Consider the following 23,373-nt stretch of genomic DNA (forward strand, 5'->3'; position numbering starts at 1 on the left):
AACGCCGAAGGCGTAGCGTCAGCGAGCGCACAGATCGCCTCAGGCAACAACGACCTGAGCGCGCGCACGGAACAGCAGGCCTCGGCCCTGGAAGAAACGGCCGCCTCGATGGAAGAGCTGGGCTCGACCGTGCGCCAGAACGCCGACAACGCGCGAGCCGCCAACCAGCTGGCCGTGAGCGCCAGCACCGTGGCCGTGCAAGGCGGAGACGTGGTGGCCGAAGTGGTCGAGACCATGAAAGGCATCAACGCCAGCAGCAACAAGATCGCAGACATCATCAGCGTCATCGACGGCATCGCCTTCCAGACCAACATCCTGGCGCTCAATGCCGCAGTGGAAGCCGCCCGCGCCGGCGAACAAGGCCGAGGCTTTGCCGTGGTGGCCGGAGAAGTACGCAACCTGGCAGGACGCAGCGCAGAAGCCGCCAAGGAAATCAAAGCCCTCATCACCGCCAGCGTGGAACGCGTGGAACAAGGCACCGCCCTGGTCGACAAGGCCGGAGCCACCATGACTGAAGTTGTCAGCGCCATCCGGCGCGTGACCGACATCATGGGAGAGATCAGCGCCGCCAGCAGCGAACAAAGCGCAGGTGTCGGCCAGGTCGGCGAAGCCGTCACCCAGATGGACCAGGCCACCCAGCAAAACGCCGCCCTGGTGGAAGAAATGGCCGCGGCCGCCAGCGCACTGAACGCCCAGGCCGGAGAACTGGTCAACGCCGTGGCCGTGTTCAAGCTCGACGCCAGCAGCACGAACAGCAGCTACAGCCAGAACCGCCACACGGCAGCCCCCACCCGCACCCCCATTGCAGCGCCCAGCTACAAAGCCGCGGCCCGCAGCACCAGCCTGGGCAAAAGCGCCAAGACCGGCAGCAAACCCGCCGCCAGCCTGGCGGCGCCCAAGGCCAGCAGCCCGGCAGCCTCACCCGCCGCCAAGCCCGCAGCGCCCAGCCCGGCCCCGGCACCCAAGGCTGCGGGAAGCGACGACGACTGGGAGAGCTTCTGAGAAGGGCCAGACAGGCCCCTGGGTGAAGAAATCAGGTCAAAACGGCTGCAAGCGTAGGTGGAACATGCGCTGACAGCTATCAAAAACAAAGCAAAAAAGCACGCAGAGGGGGCTACCTTCTGCGTGCTTTTTTGTAGGTGGGCGCTTTGATGGTGATGGCTGAAGGCATGCGTGGGGTGGGTCTGCCACCCGCTGGCGCGATGTTTGCTGCAGGTGCATGGTGGCGAGTTGCCGTTATGGGCAGCGGCGCGCCAAGGTTGGCGGGCGATTTGTACGCAAACGTAACGGAAAGCGCTATGCTGAGCGGGCCCGCCACGGCGCGCGGCCCGTCGGTGGGTGGACATTCCTTTTTTGGCGCCGTTCTCCACAGGAGTTCTGCAATGGACCGAGGTTTCAACGCGTCGCGCACGTGCATGGGTGGCCGCCCCGTCATCACCAGCGCGAGCTGCTGTGCGCCTGCCGTGTGGTCTTCGACGCCAACCGTGGCACCGCAAAGGCCGCACCTGAGTCTGCTGCGCGCTCTCCGTATGCCCCTTTCCAACCGCTGGTGCGCTGCCAGTCGGGCGCAGCCTGTTTGCTTGTTTCCCTCAGGAGTGTTGTCATGAACCAGTTCAAGATTTCCACCCGCCTGGCGGGTTTGCTTGCGGCCTTGTGTCTGCTGGTGTTGCTGGTGGGCGTGGCGGGGCTGTATGGCATGGGCAATTCCAATGCCGGGCTCAAGTCGGTATACGACGACCGGGTGGTACCGCTCAAGCAGATCAAGGTGGTGGCGGACATGTATGCGGTCAACGTGGTGGACACGGCCCACAAGGTGCGTGACGGTACGCTGACACCCGCACAGGGCCTGCAGTCGGTGGCCGATGCGCGCAAGGCCATCGATGCCAACTGGAAGGCTTATCTGGCCACCCAGCTGGTGCCGGAGGAAACGCAGTTGGTCGAGCGCTTCAAGCCGCTGCAGGCCAAGGCAGATGCGGCCACCGATGTACTGGCGGGGCACTTCAAGTCGGGCGATGTGGCGGCCCTGACCGCGTTTGCGGCCAAGGAGATGTACCCCGCCATCGACCCATTGCAGGAGGTGCTGGGCCAGCTGATGCAGGTGCAGCTGGACCGCGCCAAGGCCGAGTACGACAGTGCGGCCGCCAGCTACCAGACCATCCGCGCACTGGCGGTCACGGCCGTGGTGGCGGGCATTGTGCTGGCGGTACTGATGGGCGGCGCCATGATCCGGCAGATTTCGCGTGCGCTGGGCGATGCGGTGCAGATCACTGACGCGGTGGCGCAGGGCGACCTGACCGTGGCGATCCACGCGCGGGGCAAGGACGAGATCGCCCAGTTGCTCAGCGGCCTCACCGCCATGCGGGACAACCTGGCGCATGTGGTGTCGGGCGTGCGTGGCAATGCCCAGGGCGTGGCGTCGGCCAGTGCCGAGATCGCATCGGGCAACAACGACCTGTCCATCCGTACCGAGCAGCAGGCCAGCGCGCTGCAGGAAACCGCTGCGTCGATGGAGGAGCTGAGCTCCACCGTCAAGCAAAACGCCGACAACGCGCGCCAGGCCAACCAGCTGGCGATGAGCGCGTCCACCGTGGCGGGGCAGGGCGGCGATGTGGTGGCCGAGGTGGTGACCACCATGAAGGGCATCAACGACAGCAGCAAAAAGATCGCCGACATCATCAGCGTGATCGACGGCATTGCGTTCCAGACCAACATCCTGGCGCTGAACGCGGCCGTGGAGGCCGCCCGCGCGGGCGAGCAAGGCCGGGGCTTTGCGGTGGTGGCGGGCGAGGTGCGCAACCTGGCACAGCGCAGTGCCGAGGCAGCCAAGGAGATCAAGTCGCTCATCACCGCCAGTGTGGAACGGGTCGAGCAGGGCACCCAGCTGGTGGATAAGGCGGGCACCACCATGACCGAGGTGGTGGGCGCCATTCGCCGCGTGACCGACATCATGGGCGAGATCAGCGCCGCCAGCAGCGAGCAGAGCACGGGTGTGTCGCAGGTGGGCGAGGCGGTCACGCAGATGGACCAGGTCACCCAGCAGAACGCGGCACTGGTCGAGGAAATGGCGGCTGCTGCCAGCAGCCTGAGCCACCAGGCCCAGGCCTTGGTGGGGGCGGTGGCGGTGTTCAAGCTCACGGCCGACCAGGCACGGGCATCGCAGCCTGGCGGCGCTGTGGACCCGGTGCCGCGCCCTGCGCCCGCAGCGGACACGCGCAAGGCGGCGATGGGCGGCCATGCGGCGGGCAGCAAGGCAACCCTTGCTTTGCGCTCTTCCTTTGCTCCTGCCGCCAAAAAGGCACCTGCTGCCAGTGCCACCCCCAAGGCCGCGGGCGTCGCACCCAAAGCGGCCCCACAGGCAGTGGCCGCCGGTGCCGAGGACGACTGGGAGAGCTTTTGACCGACGGCAGGCCATGCCTGCACCGTTTGTAAGCGTGACGCCCCGTTTTGGGGCGTAGACTTCCCCAAGCTGGTTCGGTGCCTGGCACTGCGCCGACAGCGCCCGCGATGTAGCACTCCAGCCCGTGCGTGCGCTGCACGCACGGGCCTTGTGCGCTGTTTTGATATCCCCACGGCTGACACAGGGGGCCGCACCCATGCCCCCACCGGGGCAGCGCTTGCGCAGTGGGCCGTCGACTCTTTTGTGATGATTAAAATTGATAAAATCATATTTATCACAAATATGATACAATTATCACATCTCAGCCGCTGATTCCTTGTTGTCCCGCGCAGGTGCGCCGAACCACATCGGCGCAGCCATGGCTGGCAAAAGCCCCCATAAAAACCACGAAAGATTCCCATGAGCAACCTGAAAATCGGAGCGCGCCTGAGCCTGGCCTTTGGCCTTGTGCTGTTGATCACCGCCACCATCGCCGCCACCGGCGTCTGGCGACTGGCGGTACTCAAGGAGGCCAGCAGTCGCATTGCCACTGTCGAAATGGAACGCAACGCCCTGGCGCAGGAGTGGAAGGCGGCCATCGACCTGAACTGGGTGCGGGCGTCGGCGTCGCTCAAGGCAACGGATGCGGGCTACATCCAGTCGCTCACGGCGGACATGGCCACCACGTCCCAACGGGCCAGCGAGGCGCAAAAGAAGCTGGAGGCGCTGGTGGACGACCCCACCGAAAAGGCGCTGATGGAACGTGTGGCGGTGACCCGCAAGGCCTATGTGGACGCACGCGCCGAATTGCTGGAGCGCAAGAAGGCTGGGGAAGACGTGTTTGCGCTGGTGGACAGCGACCTCAAGCCCCTGGCCACCGCTTACCTGCAGTCGCTGGCCGATGTGGCGGACAACACGCACAAGCAGCTCGATGAGTTCGAGGGCGCCATCATCCAGGCCGCAGGCACCAGCCAGTGGGTGCTGGCGCTGGGGGCGGTGGTGTCGGTGGTGCTGGGCGCATTGTTTGCGCTGTGGACCACGCGTTCCATCGTGGGGCCGGTGCAGCGTGCGGTGCGGGCGGCCGATGAAATCAGCCACGGCAATCTGTCGGTGCAGATTCCCGACGTGGGCAATGGCCGCAATGAGATGGCCCAGCTGCTGCGCTCGCTGGACGAAATGCAGCAAAACCTGTCGCGCATCGTGGGGCATGTGCGCTCGGGCTCCGAGAACGTGGCCACCGCATCGTCCGAGATCGCCCAGGGCAACAACGACCTGAGCGCACGCACCGAGCAGCAGGCCAGCGCCCTGCAGGAGACGGCGGCATCCATGGAGCAGCTCAATTCGACCGTGCGCCAGAACGCCGACAACGCCCGCCAGGCCAACCAGCTTGCGCAGAGCGCATCGACGGTGGCCGTGCATGGCGGAGAGGTGGTGAGCCAGGTGGTGGACACCATGAAGGGCATTCACGACAGCAGCAGCAAGATCGCCGACATCATCGGTGTGATCGATGGCATTGCCTTCCAGACCAACATCCTTGCGCTGAACGCGGCCGTCGAAGCAGCGCGTGCGGGCGAGCAGGGCCGGGGCTTTGCGGTGGTGGCGTCCGAGGTGCGCAGCCTGGCGGGCCGTTCGGCCGACGCGGCCAAGCAGATCAAGACCCTGATCAACGACAGCGTGGAACGCGTGGCCGCAGGCACCACGCTGGTCGATCAGGCGGGTGCAACCATGACCGAGGTGGTGGGCTCCATCAAACGTGTCACGGATTTGATGGGCGAGATCAGTGCCGCCAGCTCTGAACAAAGCCAGGGTGTGGCCCAGGTGGGCGAGGCTGTGACACAGATGGACCAGGTCACCCAGCAAAACGCTGCCCTGGTGGAAGAAATGGCCGCCGCCGCTGCCAGCCTTAACAACCAGGCGCAGGACCTGGTGAGCACGGTGGCGTTCTTCAAGCTGTCGCCAGCGCAGGCTGCGCAGCCAGCTGCGTCTGCCTTTGCGTATGTGCCCAAGGCTGCAGGCCCATCTCCGGCCTTGGCCGGTTCCAGCCGACCAGCCCCTGTGGCACCGTCCAAGGTGCCGCCTCTGCGTGCGGCCGCCAAGCCCGCACCGGCTCTTGCGTCAACGGCGCCAGCTCGTTCGGGCAGCGGCAATGACGCTGACTGGGAGAGTTTTTGACAGTGACTCGCCGCCCTCGGCAGGCGTGACGGGCCCTGCCTTCGCCGTGTGTCGGTTCAAACCTCGCTTTGATCTCGTCCGCGCGTCCTGCCGGACCGCTGCAGGTCAGGCGGCCTTGAAGGGGCTCCGCGCTTGCAGATCGCCGAGGTAGCTTTCCACGCCAGCGCCTTCGCGGTCCAGAAAGCGCTGCACCGCCTCAGCAAATGCCGGGTGTGCCAGCCAGTGCGCGCTGGTGGCCTGCACGGGCAGCAGCGCGCGGGCCATCTTGTGCTCGCCCTGGGCGCCCCCCTCAAACCGCACGGCACCGTGGGCGATGCACCACTGCAGCGGCTGGTAGTAGCAGGCCGCGAAGTGCAGGCAGTCCACGCGCTCCAGCGCGCCCCAGTAGCGGCCGTAGGCCACCAGCTCGGAGCGTGATTCGGGGCCTGATTCAGCGTCTTTTTGGGCTGATGCGCTAGATGCATATGCGCCGATAGCTATCAAACTGCTAGCAATAGGCCGCCCGTCCCGCTCCCCCACAAACAGCAGCCAGGCCTCGGGCATGTCCGCTGCCATGCGGGCGAAGAAGTCGCGCGTGAGGTAGGGCGGGTTGCCGTGCTCCAGATAGGTGCGCTCGTAGCAGCGGTAGAAAAAATCCCAGTCTGCAGCGCTGATGTCCGCCCCGCGTGACCAGCGGAAGGTGACTCCGGCATCGGCCACTCGGCGGCGCTCCTGGCGGATCTTCTTGCGTTTGTCTTGCGACAGGCTGGCGAGGAACTGGTCAAAGTCCTGGTAGCGCAGGGTTTCGCCGTCGGTGGCGGCTACACCCTGGGCTACAGGGAGCGTGGGCTGCTCATTCTTCCAGTGAAACTGCACGGTGTGCCGCAGCATCAGGTCTTGTTGCGCGCTGGTCAGCACATCGTCATCGCTGGCAAACAGCACATGCACGGACGACACGTCTTCTTGCTCGCACCACTGGCACACCGCCTGCACCAGCAGGGCGCGCGTGGTGGCATCGCGGGCCAGCAGCCGGCTGCCCGGCACGGGCGTAAAGGGCACGGCAATGACGGCCTTGGGGTAGTAGGGCACACGGTGCTGCTCGTAAGCGCTGGCCCAGGCCCAGTCAAACACATATTCGCCGTACGAATGGCTCTTGAGGTACAGGGGGCAGGCGGCCACCAGGGTGTTGCCATCCCACAGCGTCATGAAGCGGGGCGTCCAGCCGGTACGTGGCGTGGCGCTGCCGCTGCTTTCCAGCGCGGCCAGGTATTCATGCCGCATGAAGGGCGTGGCGTGGCTTTGCTGCGCCAGCAGGTGGTTCCAGGCGGTAGTGTCCACGTCCAGCACGGAGGGGAGCACGCGGGCGATAATGGCAGCTTCAGCCATGCAGGCCCCTGTGATGCACCTTTGATTGCGGGCCTGCAACGGCGGTATTCAACCTGGCCGCAGGGGCCGATTCCAGTTCCATGACGCTCTCCATTTGCACTGCGCAGCTCAACTTTGTTGTGGGCGACATGCCCGGCAACGCCCAAAAGATCATTGCGGCAGCCCGCGAGGCCTATGCCCAGGGCGCTCGCCTGTTGCTGACACCGGAGCTGGCCATCTGCGGCTACGCGGCCGAAGACCTGTTCCTGCGCCCTGCCTTCATTGCGGCCTGCGATGATGCCGTGAAAACCGTGGCCCGCGAGACTGCGGGGTTGAAAGGCCTGGCCATCGTGCTGGGCCATCCGCAGGCCATGGCCCGTGGCGCCCAGGCCTTCAGCGTCTGCTTCAACGCCGCCAGCGTGGTGCGCGACGGCAAGATCGAGCAGACCTATGCCAAGCGCGAGCTGCCCAACTACCAGGTGTTTGACGAGCGGCGCTACTTCGTGCCCGGCAGCAAGCCCTGCGTGTTCGAGGTGGAGGGCGTGAAGGTGGGTGTGCTGGTGTGCGAAGACGCCTGGTTTGCCACCCCCGCGCGCGATACCGCTGCCGCCGGTGCGCAGTTGCTGGCAGTCATCAATGCATCGCCTTTCCATCTGGGCAAGGGCACGGAGCGCGAGGCCACCATGCGCGCCCGTGTGGTCGAGACGGGCCTGCCGCTGGTCTACGCCCACCTGGTGGGCGGGCAGGACGAGGTGGTGTTCGAAGGCCGCTCGTTTGCGCTGGCCGCCGACGGCTCGGTGGCGGCGCGGGCCCCTGCTTTTGTGGAAAAACTGCTCTATGCGCTAGTCGAATCTGCCCAGGGTGCTATCAAAATTACAGCAGAGGTTGCCCCAGAGCGCACGCTGGAGGCCGACCTGTGGGATGCCCTGGTGCTGGGTGTGCGCGACTATGTGGGCAAGAACGGCTTCCCGGGCGCGCTGCTGGGGTTGTCGGGCGGCATCGACTCGGCGCTGGTGCTGGCGATTGCGGTGGATGCGCTCGGTGCCGACAAGGTCCGCACGGTGATGATGCCATCGCCCTACACCGCCGACATCAGCTGGATCGACGCGCGCGACATGGCCACGCGCATGGGCGTGCGCTATGACGAGATTTCGATCAAGCCGCAGTTCGAGGCCTTCAAGGCCGCGCTGGCCACCGAGTTTGCCGGGCTGCCCGAAGACACCACCGAAGAAAACCTGCAGGCACGTATCCGGGGCACGCTGCTGATGGCGCTGTCCAACAAGTTCGGCGCCATCGTGCTGACCACCGGCAACAAGAGCGAGATGTCCACCGGCTACTGCACGCTGTACGGCGACATGGCCGGCGGCTTTGCCGTGATCAAGGACGTGGCCAAGACCCGGGTGTTTGACCTGGCCCGCTGGCGCAATGCCAACGACCCGTATGGCACCTGCGCCAGCCCCATCCCTGAGCGCATCATCACCCGGCCGCCCAGTGCCGAGCTGCGGCCCGACCAGAAGGACCAGGACAGCCTGCCGCCGTATGAGGTGCTGGACGCCATCGTGGCCCGCTACATGGAAAACGATGAGCCCATCGAGTCCATCATCGCCAGCGGCTTCGCCCGGGCCGATGTCGAGCGCGTGACGCGCCTGATCAAGCTCAACGAGTACAAACGCCGCCAGGCCCCAATAGGGATTCGTGTCACGCGCCGCAGCTTTGGCAAGGACTGGCGTTACCCTATCACCAGCAAATTCAGGGCGTGACGCTTCGGCGCCGTGCCCCCCGCCCGATTTTTTACATCCTCCAGGAGACCCGCCATGAAAATGATCACCGCCGTCATCAAGCCCTTCAAGCTCGAAGAAGTCCGCGAAGCCCTGGCCGAATGCGGCGTGACCGGCCTCACGGTGACCGAAGTGAAGGGTTTTGGCCGCCAGAAAGGCCATACCGAGCTGTACCGCGGCGCGGAATACGTCGTGGACTTTCTGCCCAAGGTGAAGGTCGAGGTCGTCGTCAAGTCCGAGGATGTGGACCGCTGCGTGGACGCGATCGTGAACGTGGCGCGCACCGGCAAGATCGGTGACGGCAAGATTTTTGTGACCGCCGTGGAGCGCACGGTGCGTATTCGCACGGGCGATCTGGACGACGCAGCGGTGTGAGGTGACAACCCCCTGAGTCGTTTCTTACCTTGCCCTTTCTCTTGAACGGCTGCGCCATTCGAGAAAAGGGAGGCAACGCCAGCGCAAGCAAGCGAAGCGCCGCATGCGCAGCCTGGTGGCCCTTGCGCGGTGGCCTTGGCTTGTGGGCCGCTCGAGTTTCGGAGTGCGGGGGGAGTCAGATCACTGAGCGCAGCGGGACGGGCGCTTGGTCAGGCCCTGCGTCTTGCACCAGCGCGCGCAGCAGGGCTTCTGCATCGGTGGATGCGTGCAACAGGCCCATCTGCCATTCACCCATGAAGCCACTGGCCACGCTGCCCTGCAAGAAACCCAGCAGGCCGTCGTAGTAGCCCGCCACATTCAGCAAGCCCAAGGGCTTGTCGTGGTAGCCCAGCTGGCGCCAAGTCCACACTTCAAACAGTTCTTCAAAGGTGCCGATGCCGCCGGGCAAGGCGAGGAAGGCATCGCTGCGCTCTGCCATCATGGCCTTGCGTTCGTGCATGGTCTGCACGATGTGCAGCTCGTCACATTGGCGGTTGGCCAGCTCCTTGTCCACCAGCGCCTGCGGTATCACCCCCACCACCCGACCGCCCGCCAGACGCGTCGCCTCGGCCACCGTGCCCATCAGGCCACTGCGGCCACCGCCGTATACCAGTTGTCCGTTGTGGGCGCCGATCCACTGGCCCACTGCCTGCGCCGCCTGGGCATAGGCGGCGTTGTCGCCGGGGCGCGATCCGCAATATACGCACACAGAAAAAGTGGGTTCAGCCATGGAAAAACCTCTGAAACAATGCGGCGGCCCAAATGCCGATGCACAGCAGCAAGGCCAGCAGAACCGCTGCGCTGCCCATGTCCTTGGCGCGTTTGGACAGGTCATGCCACTCGGGCCCGATGCGGTCGATGGCGGTCTCGATGCCCGTGTTGAGCAACTCCACAATCATCACGATGACCACGGAGCCCGCCAACAAGGCGACTTCGACCCAACTGCGGCCCAGCCAGAGCGACAGCGGCAGCAGCACCATGGCGGCGATGGCCTCCTGGCGGAAGGCCTTCTCGTTCCAGCCGGCCCGCAGCCCTTCCATGGAATAGCCGGCTGCATGCCAGATGCGATTGAGGCCCGAGCGCGCCTTTTGGGGATTGGCCGGAGCGTCCGGAGCGTCCGGAGAGGGGGAGGAGGGTTGCATGCGCTTATTTTTTGGGAATTTCGTAGTGCACCAGCCGGGTGCCGGCCAGCGCGTCGTGCCAGAACTGCCGCGTGGGGTGGAACCGGCTGAGCAGCGCCCAGATGGCCACCCAGCCCAGCACGATCACGGCGGACTCACCCCCCGACAGGGAGAATGGTGCGATTGCCGCCAGCGGCGGCAGAAACCACAGCCAGCTCAATACATACCGCAACAAGGCGCGCGGCTGGCTGATGGGTTGCCCTGCAGTGCCCACCACGCGGATGTGCCAGGTTTTCTGTGCGAGGGTCTGGCCTTTGGCCCAGAACCAGGTGAAATAAATACCGAACACCACAAAGAGAAAGGCCTGCAGCGCATGGCGGTTGTCCATCGCATTGCGCGTCTGGCTCAGCGTGCCAAACAGGTAGCCGGCGATAAAGACCACGCCGAACATCAGCATGCCTTCGTACAGCCAGCAGGCCATGCGCCGCCACAGGTTGGGCGTGGGGCCGCCCGCAAGGACACCGCTTGATGCGTTGGCCGCAGGCTGGGGCGTGGTGGGAGAGGGAGAAACGGACATTCCAGGTCAGGCCCGTCGGGCCAGGGCAGGTTGAAACCTACTGAGGATACAGGCCGGAGGTGTCAGGTGTTACTGCGGGGGTGCCGGGCGAGCCCGTGCTGTCGGCTCCGCCAGAGCCCAGGGGCGGAAGTACAGCAGGCACCGCACTGGGGATCGCCACGGGCGCTGTTTCCACGCCACCCGTCGAGGTTGCCGGCGCTGCGGATGCGGGGGGGGATGGCATCGCAGGCGCCGTCGGCTGAGGCACTGGGGCCGCAACGCGGGGCGAGTGGTCTACCACCGGTGGAATCTTGGGGGCGTTGGGCCGATCGGGGTTGGCTTGCGTTGCTGCGGGCACCTGGGCCAGCTTTTTGGGCGAGACAGGGCGCAGGGCCGTGGCAGCCCCATGGGGATTGGGGGTCGCCTTGGAGGCCAACGCCTTGCGCTCTTCGTCAGACAGTGCCTGGTAGGCCTCCCACTGCGCCCGTTTGTCGTCCCCAGCCAGGCGCTTGGTGACCGCGTAGTTCAAGCGTGCCTGGTTGCGCTGCTGGGCACTCAGATTGGCCCAGTCGGTGATGCGGTCATGGAACTTGCGTTGTTCCTCTTCCGAAAGACTGGGGTAGTTGATGGCCAAGTCGAGCCAGCGGCGTTTTTGGGCTTCGCTGATCAGCGCCCAGCGTTCCGACAGCGGATACAACGCCAGTTTTTGCGCCGTGGTGAGCGTGCCCCAGCCTGGTCCTGATTCCGTGGCAGGGGGCATGTTTACGGCAGACAGGTCTGTGCGGGCGTTATTGGGGCGGGCCACTGCGGCCTCAGCGCCCGCCTGGAGCACTGTGCTCGGGGCCATGCGCATCTGCACCAACGCCTGCCAGCCACCAGCGGTAAGCGCACCCAGAAGCGCCAATGCCAGCACGAAGGCTGGCAGCGTGGAGGGAGCTTCAGAGGGGCTTGGGTGCATGCAGTCCAGAGTCAGGCAGGTCAGTTTGACTGCGCGGAGGTCTTGAGGAATTGTACGAAGCCTGGGTCCGAATAAGCGGCGGGAGGCAGGTCATCGGTCAGCAGAGCGGCATCCACCTCGGCCACATCGTTGGCACTGCGTTCGTCCTGCGCGATGTTGATGACCACCAGTCCCACGACCAGCGCCAGCAGAGGCACGGCGGACACCAGGGCATTCCACCAGCCACCGCCTTCGCCGCCACGGCCCAGTGTGGCGGTGCTGCCTGCGTTGACCACCACTGCTGCGGGGGCGGTGCGATGCACCGGCGCGGTGACTTTGCGTTTGGCCAACGCCTGCATGCGCGAGGCGCGCAGCCGCTCGGAGATGTCATAGGGCAGGGCGTCGGTGCCGCTGGACAGGCGCGCCGTGACGCGCAGCGCAAAGCGCTCGGCAGCAGCTTCAGCTTGGGGCGGTGGGGTCTGTACAGTGTTCTTCATGGCTCGATTCCTTTGGCCTTCAGTGCCTTGCTGAGGGTTTGTATGGCGCGAAAGCAGTGTGTTTTGACACTGCCTTCAGAGCAGCCCATGGCGGCAGCCGTCTCTGCGACGTCCATTTCCTCCCAATAACGCATCAGGAACGCTTCCCGTTGACGTGGTGGCAACTCTGCAATTTCTTCTTCAATGCCCTGGAATATCTGGGCCCGGCGGGTCAGGTCTTCCGCGCTTTCGGCTTTGTCGCCGTCTTCTGTCCCTGAGTACGCTTCGAGCAGATCAAAATCCGTGCCATCTTCACCTGGGCCTTCGAAGTCGCTCATGCTCGAAAACAGTGCATTGCGCGTCTTCTGGCGGCGAAACCAGTCCAGGGTGCAGTTGGAAAGAATCCGCTGGAACAGCATGGGCAGTTCGCCCGCCGGTTTGTCCCCGTAATGCTCGGCCAACTTGAGCATGCTGTCTTGCACGATGTCGAGCGCCGCTTCCTCGTTGCGAACGTGGTAGACCGAGCGCTTGAACGCGCGCTTTTCTACGCTTTTGAGGAAATCGGAAAGTTCTTGTTCGGTTGCCAAGACGGGTCAGCCCGGGAGGAGATCGGCGCAGATATCTGCAGTTTCGCAACTCAACGGCGCCGTAAAACCGCAGATTATCGCACCCGCCGGAGTTTTTTTCGGCTGCGGAGCGTTTTGTGAGTGTTGCAGTGCGATAATCCACCTGCAATTCAAAAGGCAAACGGGTCACGGTCCGGCGCGGCAATCATCCCGCCCATGTCCTTGGCCTCAAGTTCCAAGCTGGCTTCACAAGAGCGCGTGCGAGGGGCACCCAAGGTTTTTCGTCAGAGAAATTCACAAAGGTTGATCGATCATGGAAATCTCCAAGGCTGAAATCTCTTCAGCAGCCGCTGCTTCGCAGGGCAACACATCTCCCGCTTCCGGTTCGCAGGACCTCATGGGTTCTGAGATCCTCATCAAGGCCCTCCAGGCAGAGAACGTCCAGTACATCTGGGGCTACCCTGGTGGCGCGGTTCTGTACATATACGACGCGCTCTACAAGCAAGACACCATCCAGCACGTGCTGGTGCGGCACGAACAGGCCGCCGTGCACGCTGCCGACGGCTACGCTCGCGCCACGGGTGAAGTCGGCGTGGCCTTGGTCACTTCGGGCCCGGGCTTGACCAACGCCGTGACCGGCATCGCCACCGCATACATGGATTCGATTCCCATGGTGATCATTTCTGGTCAGGTGCCCACGCCCGCGATCGGGCTCGATGCCTTCCAGGAGTGCGATACGGTCGGTATCACCCGCCCCATCGTCAAGCACAACTTTCTCGTCAAGGACCCGCGCGACCTGGCCACGACGATGAAGAAGGCCTTCCATATTGCCCGTACCGGCCGCCCAGGCCCTGTGGTGGTGGATGTGCCCAAAGATGTTTCCTTCAAGAAGGTGCCTTACACCGGCTACCCGCAAACGGTAGAAATGCGCTCGTACAACCCCGTGCGCAAGGGCCATGGCGGACAGATCCGTAAGGCCCTGCAGTTGCTGCTGGCGGCCAAGCGCCCTTATATCTACACGGGCGGCGGCGTGCTGTTGGGCAACGCCACCAACGAGCTGCGCACGCTGGTGGACATGCTGGGCTACCCGGTCACCAACACGTTGATGGGCCTGGGGGCCTATCCGGCCAGCGACCGCAAGTTCCTGGGTATGCTGGGCATGCACGGCACCATCGAAGCCAACAACGCCATGCAGAACTGCGACGTGCTGCTGGCAGTGGGTGCGCGCTTTGACGACCGGGTGATCGGCAACCCCAAGCACTTCGCGCAGAACGACCGCAAGATCATCCACGTCGATATCGACCCGTCGAGCATCTCCAAGCGCGTGAAGGTCGACATCCCGATCGTTGGTGACGTGAAGGACGTGCTCACCGAGCTGATTTCCATGATCCGCGAGAGCAGCACCCGCCCTGACGCCGGTGCCCTGGCTGCCTGGTGGGACACTATTGAAGGCTGGCGCAAGCGCGAGTGCCTGAAGTACAGCATGGGCAGCGGTGATGTGATCAAGCCACAGTACGTGGTAGAGACGCTGTGGAACATGACGAAGGATGGTGATACCTACATCACGTCCGACGTGGGCCAGCACCAGATGTGGGCCGCGCAGTACTACCGCTTCGACGAGCCGCGCCGCTGGATCAATTCCGGTGGTCTGGGCACGATGGGTGTGGGCATTCCCTATGCCATGGGGATCAAGCTGGCCAAGCCACAGTCCGAAGTGTTTTGTATTACGGGCGAAGGCTCGGTGCAGATGAACATCCAGGAACTGTCCACCTGCCTGCAGTACAACACGCCGATCAAGATCTGCTCGTTGAATAACCGTTATCTGGGCATGGTGCGCCAGTGGCAGGAGATCGAATACTCCGGTCGGTACAGCCACAGCTACATGGACGCGCTGCCCAACTTCGTGAAGCTGGCTGAGGCCTATGGCCACGTAGGGATGCTGATCGAGCACCCCAAGGACGTGGAGCCCGCATTGCGCGAAGCCCGCAAGCTCAAGGACCGCACGGTGTTCATGGACTTCCGTACCGACCCCACCGAGAACGTGTTCCCGATGGTGCAGGCCGGCAAGGGCATCACCGAAATGCTGCTGGGGTCGGAAGACCTTTAAGCCAAATCGGCCTCAGGCGCATGTTTTTCATGCGCTACCAGCTATCGAATAGATAGCATCTAAATTTTTGACGAATCTATTGCCTGCCAAGCCCATGCATTACCGTGCATGGGGGAGGGCAGCAAAAAGAGGAATCTCTTCATCATGAAACACATCATTGCTGTCTTGCTGGAAAACGAGCCTGGTGCTCTTTCCCGCGTTGTGGGTCTGTTCTCGGCCCGTGGCTACAACATCGAGTCGCTCACCGTGGCGCCCACCGAGGATGCATCGCTGTCGCGCATGACCATCCAGACCACGGGCTCCGATGACGTGATCGAGCAGATCACCAAGCACCTGAACCGCCTCATTGAAGTGGTCAAGGTGGTTGACCTCACCGAAGGTGCCTACACCGAGCGTGAGCTCATGATGGTGAAGGTGCGCGCAGTGGGCAAAGAGCGCGAGGAGATGAAGCGCATGGCGGATATCTTCCGTGGCCGCATCATCGACGTGACCGAGAAGAGCTACACCATCGAGCTGACGGGCGACCAGTCCAAGAACGACGCGTTCCTGCAAGCCATCGACCGCACGGCCATCCTGGAAACCGTGCGCACGGGCGCCAGCGGCATCGGCCGGGGCGAGCGCATTTTGCGTGTGTAAGACAATTCACCCCGTTTTTCCCATTTCAATCCCCCCAACAACGCATTTCAACCGGAGCGACCCATGAAAGTTTTCTACGACAAAGACACCGACCTGAGCCTGATCAAGGGCAAGACCGTGGCCATCATCGGCTACGGCTCGCAGGGCCATGCCCACGCACAAAACCTGAACGACAGCGGCGTGAAGGTGGTAGTCGGCCTGCGCAAGGGCGGTGCCTCGTGGGACAAGGTTGGCAAGGCCGGCCTGAACGTGCTGGAAGTCAACGACGCTGTGAAGGCCGCTGACGTGGTCATGATCCTGCTGCCCGATGAAGACATCGCAGCCGTGTACAAGAACAACGTCGAACCCAACATCAAGCAAGGCGCTTCGCTGGCCTTTGCCCACGGTTTCAACGTGCACTACAACCAAGTCGTGCCCCGCGCCGACCTGGACGTGTGGATGGTTGCCCCCAAGGCCCCGGGCCACACTGTGCGCAACACTTACACCCAAGGCGGCGGCGTGCCCCACCTGGTCGCAGTGCACCAAGACAAGTCCGGCAAGGCCCGTGACCTGGCCTTGAGCTACGCTGCTGCCAACGGCGGTGGCAAGGCTGGCATCATCGAGACCAACTTCAAGGAAGAAACCGAGACCGACCTGTTCGGCGAACAGGCCGTGCTGTGCGGCGGTGCCGTCGAGCTGATCAAGATGGGTTACGAAACCCTGGTCGAAGCTGGCTACGCTCCTGAAATGGCCTATTTCGAGTGCCTGCACGAGCTCAAGCTCATCGTGGACCTGATCTACGAAGGCGGCATTGCCAACATGAACTACTCGATCTCGAACAACGCCGAATACGGCGAGTACGTGACCGGTCCTGAAGTGATCAACGAGCAATCGCGCGCCGCTATGCGCAATGCGCTCAAGCGCATCCAGAACGGCGACTACGCCAAGATGTTCATCCAGGAAGGCCGTCTGAACTACCCATCGATGACAGCCCGCCGCCGCAACACGGCCGACCACAGCATCGAAAAGGTGGGCGGCCAGCTGCGCGCCATGATGCCCTGGATCGCCAAGAACAAGCTGGTCGACCAGACACGCAACTGATGTTTCGTTTCTGAAGCGTCAAAAGGCCACTTCGGTGGCCTTTTTCATTGGCGGGCGGCATGGTGGGCAGGCGCTACACTGCGGCCTTCGCCTTTTGCGCGCTTGGCAGTCGGTATTCCTGCGGGAAATGGTTCAATACTATAAATTTAATAGCTGCTTGTGCAATATTTGCAAGCGCTGGAGGTCTGTTTGATGCATGACGGCAATGAGTCCACCGAGAACCCCGGTGTGATGGTGCGCAAAAGGCGCAAAGGCATCTACATCCTGCCCAATCTGTTCACGCTGGCGGCCCTGTTTGGTGGCTTTTACTCCATCGTCATGGCCATGAATGGCCGGTTTGATCAAGCGGCGGTCGGCGTCTTCTGCGCCATGGTGCTCGACAGCCTGGACGGGCGCGTGGCCCGCATGACCAATACCCAGAGTGCGTTTGGCGAGCAGATGGACTCGTTGTCCGACATGGTGTCCTTTGGTGCTGCGCCTGCCCTGATTGCGTATGAGTGGTCCCTGCAGGGTCTGGGCCGCTGGGGCTGGATTGCTGCGTTTGTGTACTGTGCCTGTGCGGCGCTTCGCCTGGCGCGCTTTAACGTGAATACGGGCGTTGTGGACAAGCGCTATTTCCAGGGGCTGCCTTCACCAGCCGCTGCGGCCTTGGTGGCAGGGTTTATCTGGTTGATGACCGAGCTAGGCGTGCGTCCCGGCGAAGACCACTGGCTGACATGGAGCCAGGTGACCTGGATCATGTTCTCCTTCACGCTGTATGCAGGGCTCACCATGGTGACCAATGTGCCGTTCTACAGCTTCAAGGATGTGCAGATGAAAAAGAGCGTGCCTTTTGCTGCCATCGTGCTCATCGCGCTGGGCATCGCTGTCATCAACATTCACCCCCCTATCGTGCTGTTTGGTGTGTTCGTGTTCTATGGCCTGAGTGGTTATGGCGTGTACGCCTGGCGCAAGGCCAAAGGGCAGCACAGCAGCGTGATCAGCACCTCTACCGACGAACCCGACGAGCGCGGTCTGCACAAGTGATGACCGTGATATCCGGCCAGTTGTGCTACATTGCGCGACATGAATTTGTTTGCTTTGGCGCTACTGCTACTTCCCCACGGGCGGAGACAGTAGGCGCACGCGCACACTTTTCCAAAAAGGCCCGTTTGCACCCGCGACGGGCCTTTTGTTTTGGGCGCCAGATTTCTACGTTGCGGGGCCCCACCCACTGATACCAGGAGAACAACATGGCTGACAAACTGATCATTTTCGATACCACCTTGCGCGATGGGGAGCAGTCTCCTGGCGCCTCGATGACCAAGGACGAGAAGCTGCGCATTGCCCGCCAGCTCGAGCGTCTGAAGGTGGATGTGATCGAGGCCGGTTTTGCAGCCAGCTCCAATGGCGACTTTGAAGCCGTGCAGGTGATCGCCAACGCCATCAAGGAGTCCACCATCTGTTCCCTGTCTCGGGCCAATGATCGTGATATTTCACGCGCTGCCGAGGCCCTCAAGGGCGCGGCGAGTGCCCGTATTCACACCTTCATTGCCACTTCGGCGCTGCACATGGAGAAAAAGCTGCGAATGACGCCGGACCAAGTGCTGGAGCAGGCCAAACAGTCGGTCCGTTTCGCCCGCAACCTGGTGGGTGACATCGAGTTCAGCCCTGAGGACGGCTACCGCAGCGACCCCGACTTTTTGTGCCGCGTGCTGGAAGCCGTGATTGCCGAAGGTGCCACCACCATCAACGTGCCCGATACTGTGGGCTATGCCGTTCCGGAGTTGTACGGCAACTTCATCAAGACACTGCGCGAGCGCATCCCCAATAGCGACAAGGCGATCTGGTCAGTGCATTGCCACAATGATCTGGGCATGGCGGTGGCCAACTCGCTCGCCGGTGTGAAGATTGGCGGTGCGCGGCAGGTCGAATGCACCATCAACGGTCTGGGTGAGCGCGCCGGTAACTGCTCCCTCGAAGAGGTGGTGATGGCAGTCAAAACCCGCCGTGACTACTTTGGCCTTGAACTGGGGATTGATACCCAGCACATCGTCGCAGCCAGCCGCATGGTCAGCCAGACCACTGGTTTTGTGGTGCAGCCCAACAAGGCCGTGGTGGGTGCCAACGCATTTGCTCATGCCAGCGGTATCCACCAGGATGGCGTGCTCAAGGCACGCGATACCTACGAGATCATGCGGGCGGAAGATGTGGGCTGGAGCGCCAACAAGATCGTGCTGGGCAAGCTCAGTGGTCGTAACGCCTTTAAACAGCGCCTGCAGGAACTGGGTGTCAGCCTGGACAGCGAAACCGAAGTCAACACCGCTTTCACGCGCTTCAAGGAATTGGCTGATCGCAAGAGCGAGATCTTTGACGAAGATATCTTGGCACTGGTGAGCGACGAGAGCGTGACTGCTGAAAAAGAGCAATACGGGTTCGTATCGTTGTTCCAGCAAAGCGAAACCGGTGAGCAGCCCCGTGCACGTATTGTGTTCACCGTGGATGGGCAGGAAGTGCGCGGCGAGGCCGAGGGCAACGGTCCTGTCGACGCCTCGCTCAAGGCCATCGAATCGCATGTGAAGAGTGGTGCCGAAATGGTGCTGTATTCCGTCAATGCCATCAGTGGCTCTACCGAGAGCCAGGGCGAGGTCACCGTGCGGTTACAGAACAGCGGGCGTGTGGTGAATGGGGTGGGCGCGGACCCAGACATCGTCGTGGCGTCGGCGAAGGCCTACCTTAGCGCTTTGAACAAGTTACAAAGTAAAGCCGATCGGGTGGCCGCACAAGGCTGAGTGATCAATTTATAATTCACTCACTTTCTCGGAAAGTCGCGCAAGGTATTGATCTTGCGCGACTTTTTTTGATTCTGTACACTGCTCAATAATTTTTACCGTTTGGAGCACTTTGATGCACCATCGCCGCAACGCTGCAGTGAATCGATTTTTCCAGTGGATGGGTTTGGCGCTCGTGAGCGCTGCCCTCATTTCGCCCTCTGTGCATGCGGCGGATGTCAAAAAGCCAGGGGTCAAAAAACAGCAGGTCAGCGCAAGCAACGCGAAGCGCGCCGTGGCACCACGCAAGGTGGCCGCCAGCATCAAGCCCACGCGCGTCGCTGCCCGGACTGCCAAAGCACCGACCAAGGTGGCGTTTGTTCCAGCCAAGCCCTCTTTCGGCCAGATGGCGGGCTTGCACGAGGTCAATGATCCGCTGGACCTCAAGTCCAGCGTAGCGCTGGTGGTGGACCAAGACACCCATGAGGTGTTGCTCCGCAAGAACGATCAGGCTGTGCTTCCCATCGCCTCGCTGACCAAGCTCATGACGGGTATGCTGATTTCGCAGGCCAAGTTGCCCATGGACGAACCTGTCACCATCACGCAGGACGATGTAGATACCGAAAAGGGGAGCCGGTCGCGTTTGACCGTGGGTACCACGCTGACGCGTGGCGAGATGCTGCACTTGGCGCTGATGTCCAGCGAGAACCGGGCAGCCCATGCACTGGGTCGTACTTACCCGGGTGGGTTGGAGGTCTTTGTGGCCCAGATGAACGCCAAGGCCAAGTCACTGGGCATGAACGATACTCACTATGTGGAGCCCACGGGTCTGTCTAGCCGTAACCAGTCCAGTGCCCGCGATCTTGCAACGCTGGTGGGTGTGGCGCATGGAGATCCTTTGTTGCGCGAGCTGTCCACTTCCCCCGGCTATGAAGTGGCGGTGGGGCATAAGACGCTTCAGTACAACAACACCAACGGTCTCGTGAAAAATCCTACCTGGGACATCGGTCTGCAGAAGACCGGTTATATCTCCGAGGCAGGGCGCTGCTTGGTGATGCAAGCCCAGGTGGCGGGACGCAAATTGATCATGGTGTTCCTGGACTCTGCAGGTAAATTCAGTCGACTGGGCGATGCCGAGCGGGTGCGCCGCTGGGTGGAGTCGAATCCTTCGTTGGCCGCACCTTTACAGGCGGTACGGAGCAACAACGGCTGATAGGCAGACATCTCCCCACATGCGCCTGGCAGGCTGGTCCTGTCAGGCGTTTTCTTTTGTAGTGCGAGTCCGGCCTCGCAAACGGTCTTGGGTAAACAGGGTCAGCGGGCATCTCTTGTCTTGAGTGGGTTGGGATGCGATGAGCTGGCAAGACCATGCCGGAGGCTTGCTGCGCGTGTCCCACGCACACCGTGCAGCGCTTGCCTCGATGCCTCAATACGCCACTGCGGCCCCGCCCATTGCGCCATTGGCAAATGGGGTGTGGATGCAGAACATCAGCGCAATTCGGTGCGTTGGTTGGTGATTGGGTTATGACTCGCGTCGGTACTTGGCGTATAGCCCAGGGCCAGTGAAATTTCGTTCGCCGTTGCTTGTAGCTTGGGCAGCCAGCCTTCATCCAGTCTGTCAGCGGGGGCAGAAATGGACAGGCCTGCTACCAGTTTTCCCTGGTCGTCATACACACCGGCTGCCATACAGCGCACGCCCAACTCAAGCTCTTCGTTATCGCGGGCAATACCGTATTGCCGGGCCTTTGCCAGTTCCCGCTCCAGCACGGGCAGCTGGGTGATGCTGTTGCGGGTGTGGCCTGCAAGACCGGTGCGGGTGGCATAGGCACGAACGCGCTGGGGGTCATCCAGTGCGAGGAAGAGCTTTCCTGTAGAGGTCAGGTGCAGTGGCGCCCTGCCGCCAATGGCGCGCACGACCTGCATGCCCGACCGCTCACTGTAGGCACGCTCCACATACACAATCTCGTCGCCCTGGCGCATGCTCAGATTCACGGGTTGCTGGATCAGCTTGTGCAGACTGCGCATGGGGGTCAGCGCTGCATCACGAACGCTCAGGCGTGCCTTCACCAGGTTGCCCAGCTCCAGCAGTCGCATGCCCAGCCGGTAGCTGCCCGATTCGGGGCGGTCCACAAACCGTCCGATGGTCAGGTCGTTCAGGATGCGGTGGGTCGTAGAGGGGTGCAGCCCTGTCTTCTCGCTGATTTCCTTGAGGGAAATCGCCTCTTCACGAGAAGCCAGAACATCGATCAGAGTGAACATGCGCTCAAGCACCTGAACGCTGGGTTTGAGAGGGATGCTGGAATCGGTTTTTTTCATGAGCGGCTATGGTGCGAAGGCCGCCACATTTTATCTTGTGAAATGTTAACGCGTATTCAGGTGCTCGCGTGGCCGGTGTCTGCTACCCGGTGCCATAGCCCATCGGTACGGATTTCATGGGGCACAAAGCGTGCCTTGTAGTTCATCTTGGGGCTGGTTTCTATCCAGTACCCCAGGTAGACATGGGGCAGGCCCAGTGCATGGGCTTGCGCAATTTGCCACATGACGTTGTAGGTGCCGTAGCTGCAATGGGGCTCGGGTTCGTAAAACGTATACACGGCAGACAGGCCGTCATCGAGCACGTCAAGAATGGAGACCATCTTGAGCGCACCGGGTTCGCCTGATGCGTCTGTCTCGCGGAACTCCACCAGTCTCGAGTTCACCCTGCTTTGCAGCAGAAACTGTGTGTACTGGTCGATGCTGTCATGGTCCATGCCACCGCCTGCATGGCGGCCGTTCTGGTAGCGCAGGTACAGCTGGTAATGTTCGGGCACAAAACACAGCCGTAGCACCCGGGCCTGCAGTTGGCCGTGGCGTGTTGCCGCGCGTCTTTGGCTGCGATCAGGCTTGAATTCGTTGACCAGGACCCGCAGCGGTGTACACGCCTGGCATCCGTCGCAATAGGGGCGGTAGGTGAACATGCCACTGCGGCGAAACCCTTTGGTTACGAGGTCGGAATAGAGATCGCTCTGGATCAGATGGCTGGGGGTGGCGACCTGCGATCGTGCCTGACGGTCCGGCAGGTAACTGCAGGGGTAGGGGGCTGTCGCGTAAAACTGCAGGGTCTGCAGTGGAAGGTCATTGAGTTGCGTCATGCCGGATCGATCTTGGGTGGCAGCAGCTCGTTCCAGTATACGGGCTCAAATCTCCAGGGGATGGCAGGCTGTTGTCGCGCTTTGTCCACATGTACCAGGAAATCGGCGCGGGGTATTTCCCGGCCGCCCAGGGAGGTCAGGTGCTGCGTATTCTGCTGGCAGTCAATCAGGGTGATGCCATGGCGGCGGCAAAGGCAGACCAAGGCTGCAAGAGCGATCTTGGAGGCGTCGGTCGCATGGGCAAACATGGATTCTCCGAACACCGCACGACCCAGTGCCACGCAGTACAGGCCCCCTATGAGTCGGTCGTCCACCCAGGTTTCCACGCTGTGGGCATGGCCTGCTCGGTGCAAATCAGTGTAGGCGTTCACCATCTCCGGCACGATCCAGGTTCCAGCCTGGCCCTCGCGTTCCTTGGTGGCACAAGCCGTGATGACGTCCTGGAATGCGCTATCGACGCGTATTTCGCAATGCGCCTGTCTGCGAAACGCCTGCAGCCGTTTGTTCAGTGATCGATGCAGCCGAAATTCCGACACTGGCAGCACCATGCGCGGATCGGGTGCCCACCACAGGATGGGTTGCCCAGGGCCATACCAGGGAAAGGTACCCTGCGCGTACGCGGCACGGAGGCTGTCCACATCCAGTGCACCACCTGCGGCCAGCAGTCCCGGCGCAGGGTCACCCTCTCCCCATGCAAGGGTCGGGGCTGGAAGGGGGGCGTCAGGTTCGAGCCAGGGGAGTTGCGGGGGCATGCGGGCGTGTGTCGCAAAGGCACTATTGTCTGGCAAGCACTGGCGCGCTGCGTGGTGGGGTTTCGGCCAACAAAAAAGCCCCACACTCAGAAAGTGTGGGGCTTTTTCAGATTGGCTCCTCGACCTGGGCTCGAACCAGGGACCTACGGATTAACAGTCCGGCGCTCTACCGACTGA

Annotated in this window: 21 protein-coding genes; 11 read left to right on the top strand and 10 right to left on the bottom strand. The window is 62.5% G+C overall.

The features are described 5' to 3' along the window. From ACTJKQ_RS17055 to ACTJKQ_RS17065, 3 genes are all read left to right on the top strand, one after another. On the top strand, positions 1-1,002 hold a 1,002-nt coding region (locus ACTJKQ_RS17055), incomplete at its 5' end, for a methyl-accepting chemotaxis protein (RefSeq protein ID WP_440597518.1). Positions 1,003-1,603: 601 nt separating this feature from the next. Further along, the gene (locus tag ACTJKQ_RS17060) at positions 1,604-3,397 is read left to right on the top strand and encodes a methyl-accepting chemotaxis protein (protein WP_440597519.1); all 1,794 of its coding nucleotides are present in this window, start codon (positions 1,604-1,606) and stop codon (positions 3,395-3,397) included. A 399-nt stretch (positions 3,398-3,796) separates the two neighbouring features. Beyond that, positions 3,797-5,548 (top strand): methyl-accepting chemotaxis protein, encoded by a 1,752-nt coding sequence (locus ACTJKQ_RS17065; RefSeq protein WP_440597520.1) that lies wholly within the window; start codon positions 3,797-3,799, stop codon positions 5,546-5,548. A gap of 105 nt (positions 5,549-5,653) precedes the next feature. On the opposite strand, the gene ACTJKQ_RS17070 is transcribed toward ACTJKQ_RS17065, so the two are convergent. Beyond that, the gene (locus tag ACTJKQ_RS17070) at positions 5,654-6,913 is read right to left on the bottom strand and encodes a GNAT family N-acetyltransferase (protein ID WP_440597521.1); all 1,260 of its coding nucleotides are present in this window, start codon (positions 6,911-6,913) and stop codon (positions 5,654-5,656) included. A gap of 80 nt (positions 6,914-6,993) precedes the next feature. Between ACTJKQ_RS17070 and ACTJKQ_RS17075 the strand changes: the two genes are divergently transcribed. Then, positions 6,994-8,652 carry an NAD+ synthase gene (locus ACTJKQ_RS17075; RefSeq protein WP_440597522.1) on the top strand — a complete coding sequence of 553 codons (1,659 nt, stop codon included), beginning with the start codon at positions 6,994-6,996 and terminating at the stop codon, positions 8,650-8,652. Between the two features lie 54 nt (positions 8,653-8,706). Further along, positions 8,707-9,045 carry a P-II family nitrogen regulator gene (locus tag ACTJKQ_RS17080; protein ID WP_015013651.1) on the top strand — a complete coding sequence of 113 codons (339 nt, stop codon included), beginning with the start codon at positions 8,707-8,709 and terminating at the stop codon, positions 9,043-9,045. A gap of 175 nt (positions 9,046-9,220) precedes the next feature. Here the strand turns inward: ACTJKQ_RS17080 and ACTJKQ_RS17085 are convergent, their stop codons facing one another. The 6 genes from ACTJKQ_RS17085 to ACTJKQ_RS17110 are packed head-to-tail and all read right to left on the bottom strand — an operon-like array spanning position 9,221 to position 12,761. Further along, positions 9,221-9,814 carry a TIGR00730 family Rossman fold protein gene (locus tag ACTJKQ_RS17085; RefSeq protein ID WP_440597523.1) on the bottom strand — a complete coding sequence of 198 codons (594 nt, stop codon included), beginning with the start codon at positions 9,812-9,814 and terminating at the stop codon, positions 9,221-9,223. Beyond that, entirely contained in the window at positions 9,807-10,226 is a 420-nt protein-coding gene (locus ACTJKQ_RS17090; protein ID WP_440597524.1) for a diacylglycerol kinase, read from the bottom strand. The genes ACTJKQ_RS17085 and ACTJKQ_RS17090 overlap by 8 nt, the downstream gene beginning before the upstream one ends. Positions 10,227-10,230: 4 nt before the next feature. Then, positions 10,231-10,782: an RDD family protein gene (locus ACTJKQ_RS17095; protein ID WP_082522553.1), complete on the bottom strand. Its 552-nt coding sequence runs from the start codon at positions 10,780-10,782 to the stop codon at positions 10,231-10,233. Positions 10,783-10,819: 37 nt separating this feature from the next. Then, positions 10,820-11,719: a DUF3106 domain-containing protein gene (locus ACTJKQ_RS17100; RefSeq protein ID WP_440597525.1), complete on the bottom strand. Its 900-nt coding sequence runs from the start codon at positions 11,717-11,719 to the stop codon at positions 10,820-10,822. Positions 11,720-11,739: 20 nt separating this feature from the next. Continuing rightward, on the bottom strand, positions 11,740-12,195 hold the full coding sequence (locus ACTJKQ_RS17105) for a DUF3619 family protein (protein ID WP_440597526.1): 456 nt from the start codon (positions 12,193-12,195) through the stop codon (positions 11,740-11,742). Next, positions 12,192-12,761 carry an RNA polymerase sigma factor gene (locus ACTJKQ_RS17110; protein WP_056067354.1) on the bottom strand — a complete coding sequence of 190 codons (570 nt, stop codon included), beginning with the start codon at positions 12,759-12,761 and terminating at the stop codon, positions 12,192-12,194. The genes ACTJKQ_RS17105 and ACTJKQ_RS17110 overlap by 4 nt, the downstream gene beginning before the upstream one ends. Positions 12,762-13,053: 292 nt before the next feature. Here ACTJKQ_RS17110 and ACTJKQ_RS17115 point away from each other — a divergent pair, with 292 nt between their 5' ends. The 6 genes from ACTJKQ_RS17115 to pbpG all read left to right on the top strand — a co-directional run bounded on the left by ACTJKQ_RS17115 (position 13,054) and on the right by pbpG (position 20,526). Further along, the gene (locus ACTJKQ_RS17115; protein WP_440597527.1) at positions 13,054-14,847 is read left to right on the top strand and encodes an acetolactate synthase 3 catalytic subunit; all 1,794 of its coding nucleotides are present in this window, start codon (positions 13,054-13,056) and stop codon (positions 14,845-14,847) included. Between the two features lie 144 nt (positions 14,848-14,991). After that, positions 14,992-15,483: an acetolactate synthase small subunit gene (gene ilvN, locus ACTJKQ_RS17120; RefSeq protein WP_015013659.1), complete on the top strand. Its 492-nt coding sequence runs from the start codon at positions 14,992-14,994 to the stop codon at positions 15,481-15,483. A gap of 63 nt (positions 15,484-15,546) precedes the next feature. After that, a complete protein-coding gene (ilvC, locus tag ACTJKQ_RS17125; protein WP_056067358.1) occupies positions 15,547-16,563 on the top strand; it encodes a ketol-acid reductoisomerase in 1,017 nt (338 codons plus the stop codon). Between the two features lie 192 nt (positions 16,564-16,755). After that, on the top strand, positions 16,756-17,589 hold the full coding sequence (gene pssA / locus ACTJKQ_RS17130) for a CDP-diacylglycerol--serine O-phosphatidyltransferase (RefSeq protein ID WP_056067359.1): 834 nt from the start codon (positions 16,756-16,758) through the stop codon (positions 17,587-17,589). Positions 17,590-17,795: 206 nt separating this feature from the next. After that, the gene (locus tag ACTJKQ_RS17135; protein WP_440597528.1) at positions 17,796-19,334 is read left to right on the top strand and encodes a 2-isopropylmalate synthase; all 1,539 of its coding nucleotides are present in this window, start codon (positions 17,796-17,798) and stop codon (positions 19,332-19,334) included. A gap of 115 nt (positions 19,335-19,449) precedes the next feature. Continuing rightward, a complete protein-coding gene (gene pbpG / locus ACTJKQ_RS17140; protein ID WP_288853391.1) occupies positions 19,450-20,526 on the top strand; it encodes a D-alanyl-D-alanine endopeptidase in 1,077 nt (358 codons plus the stop codon). A gap of 275 nt (positions 20,527-20,801) precedes the next feature. Here pbpG and ACTJKQ_RS17145 read toward each other — a convergent pair whose 3' ends face one another. Genes ACTJKQ_RS17145 through aat form a run of 3 tightly spaced genes read right to left on the bottom strand, consistent with a single transcriptional unit; the run spans position 20,802 to position 23,196 of the window. After that, the gene (locus ACTJKQ_RS17145; RefSeq protein WP_056067365.1) at positions 20,802-21,629 is read right to left on the bottom strand and encodes an IclR family transcriptional regulator; all 828 of its coding nucleotides are present in this window, start codon (positions 21,627-21,629) and stop codon (positions 20,802-20,804) included. Between the two features lie 56 nt (positions 21,630-21,685). After that, complete coding sequence (locus ACTJKQ_RS17150) at positions 21,686-22,444, bottom strand: arginyltransferase (protein WP_056744184.1); 759 nt, start codon at positions 22,442-22,444, stop codon at positions 21,686-21,688. Continuing rightward, positions 22,441-23,196 carry a leucyl/phenylalanyl-tRNA--protein transferase gene (gene aat, locus ACTJKQ_RS17155; protein ID WP_440597529.1) on the bottom strand — a complete coding sequence of 252 codons (756 nt, stop codon included), beginning with the start codon at positions 23,194-23,196 and terminating at the stop codon, positions 22,441-22,443. Before aat ends, ACTJKQ_RS17150 begins: the two co-directional genes overlap by 4 nt. Positions 23,197-23,373: the final 177 nt, after the last annotated feature.

This window comes from Acidovorax sp. 22279 (assembly GCF_052045435.1).
GTDB lineage: Bacteria > Pseudomonadota > Gammaproteobacteria > Burkholderiales > Burkholderiaceae_C > Acidovorax > Acidovorax delafieldii.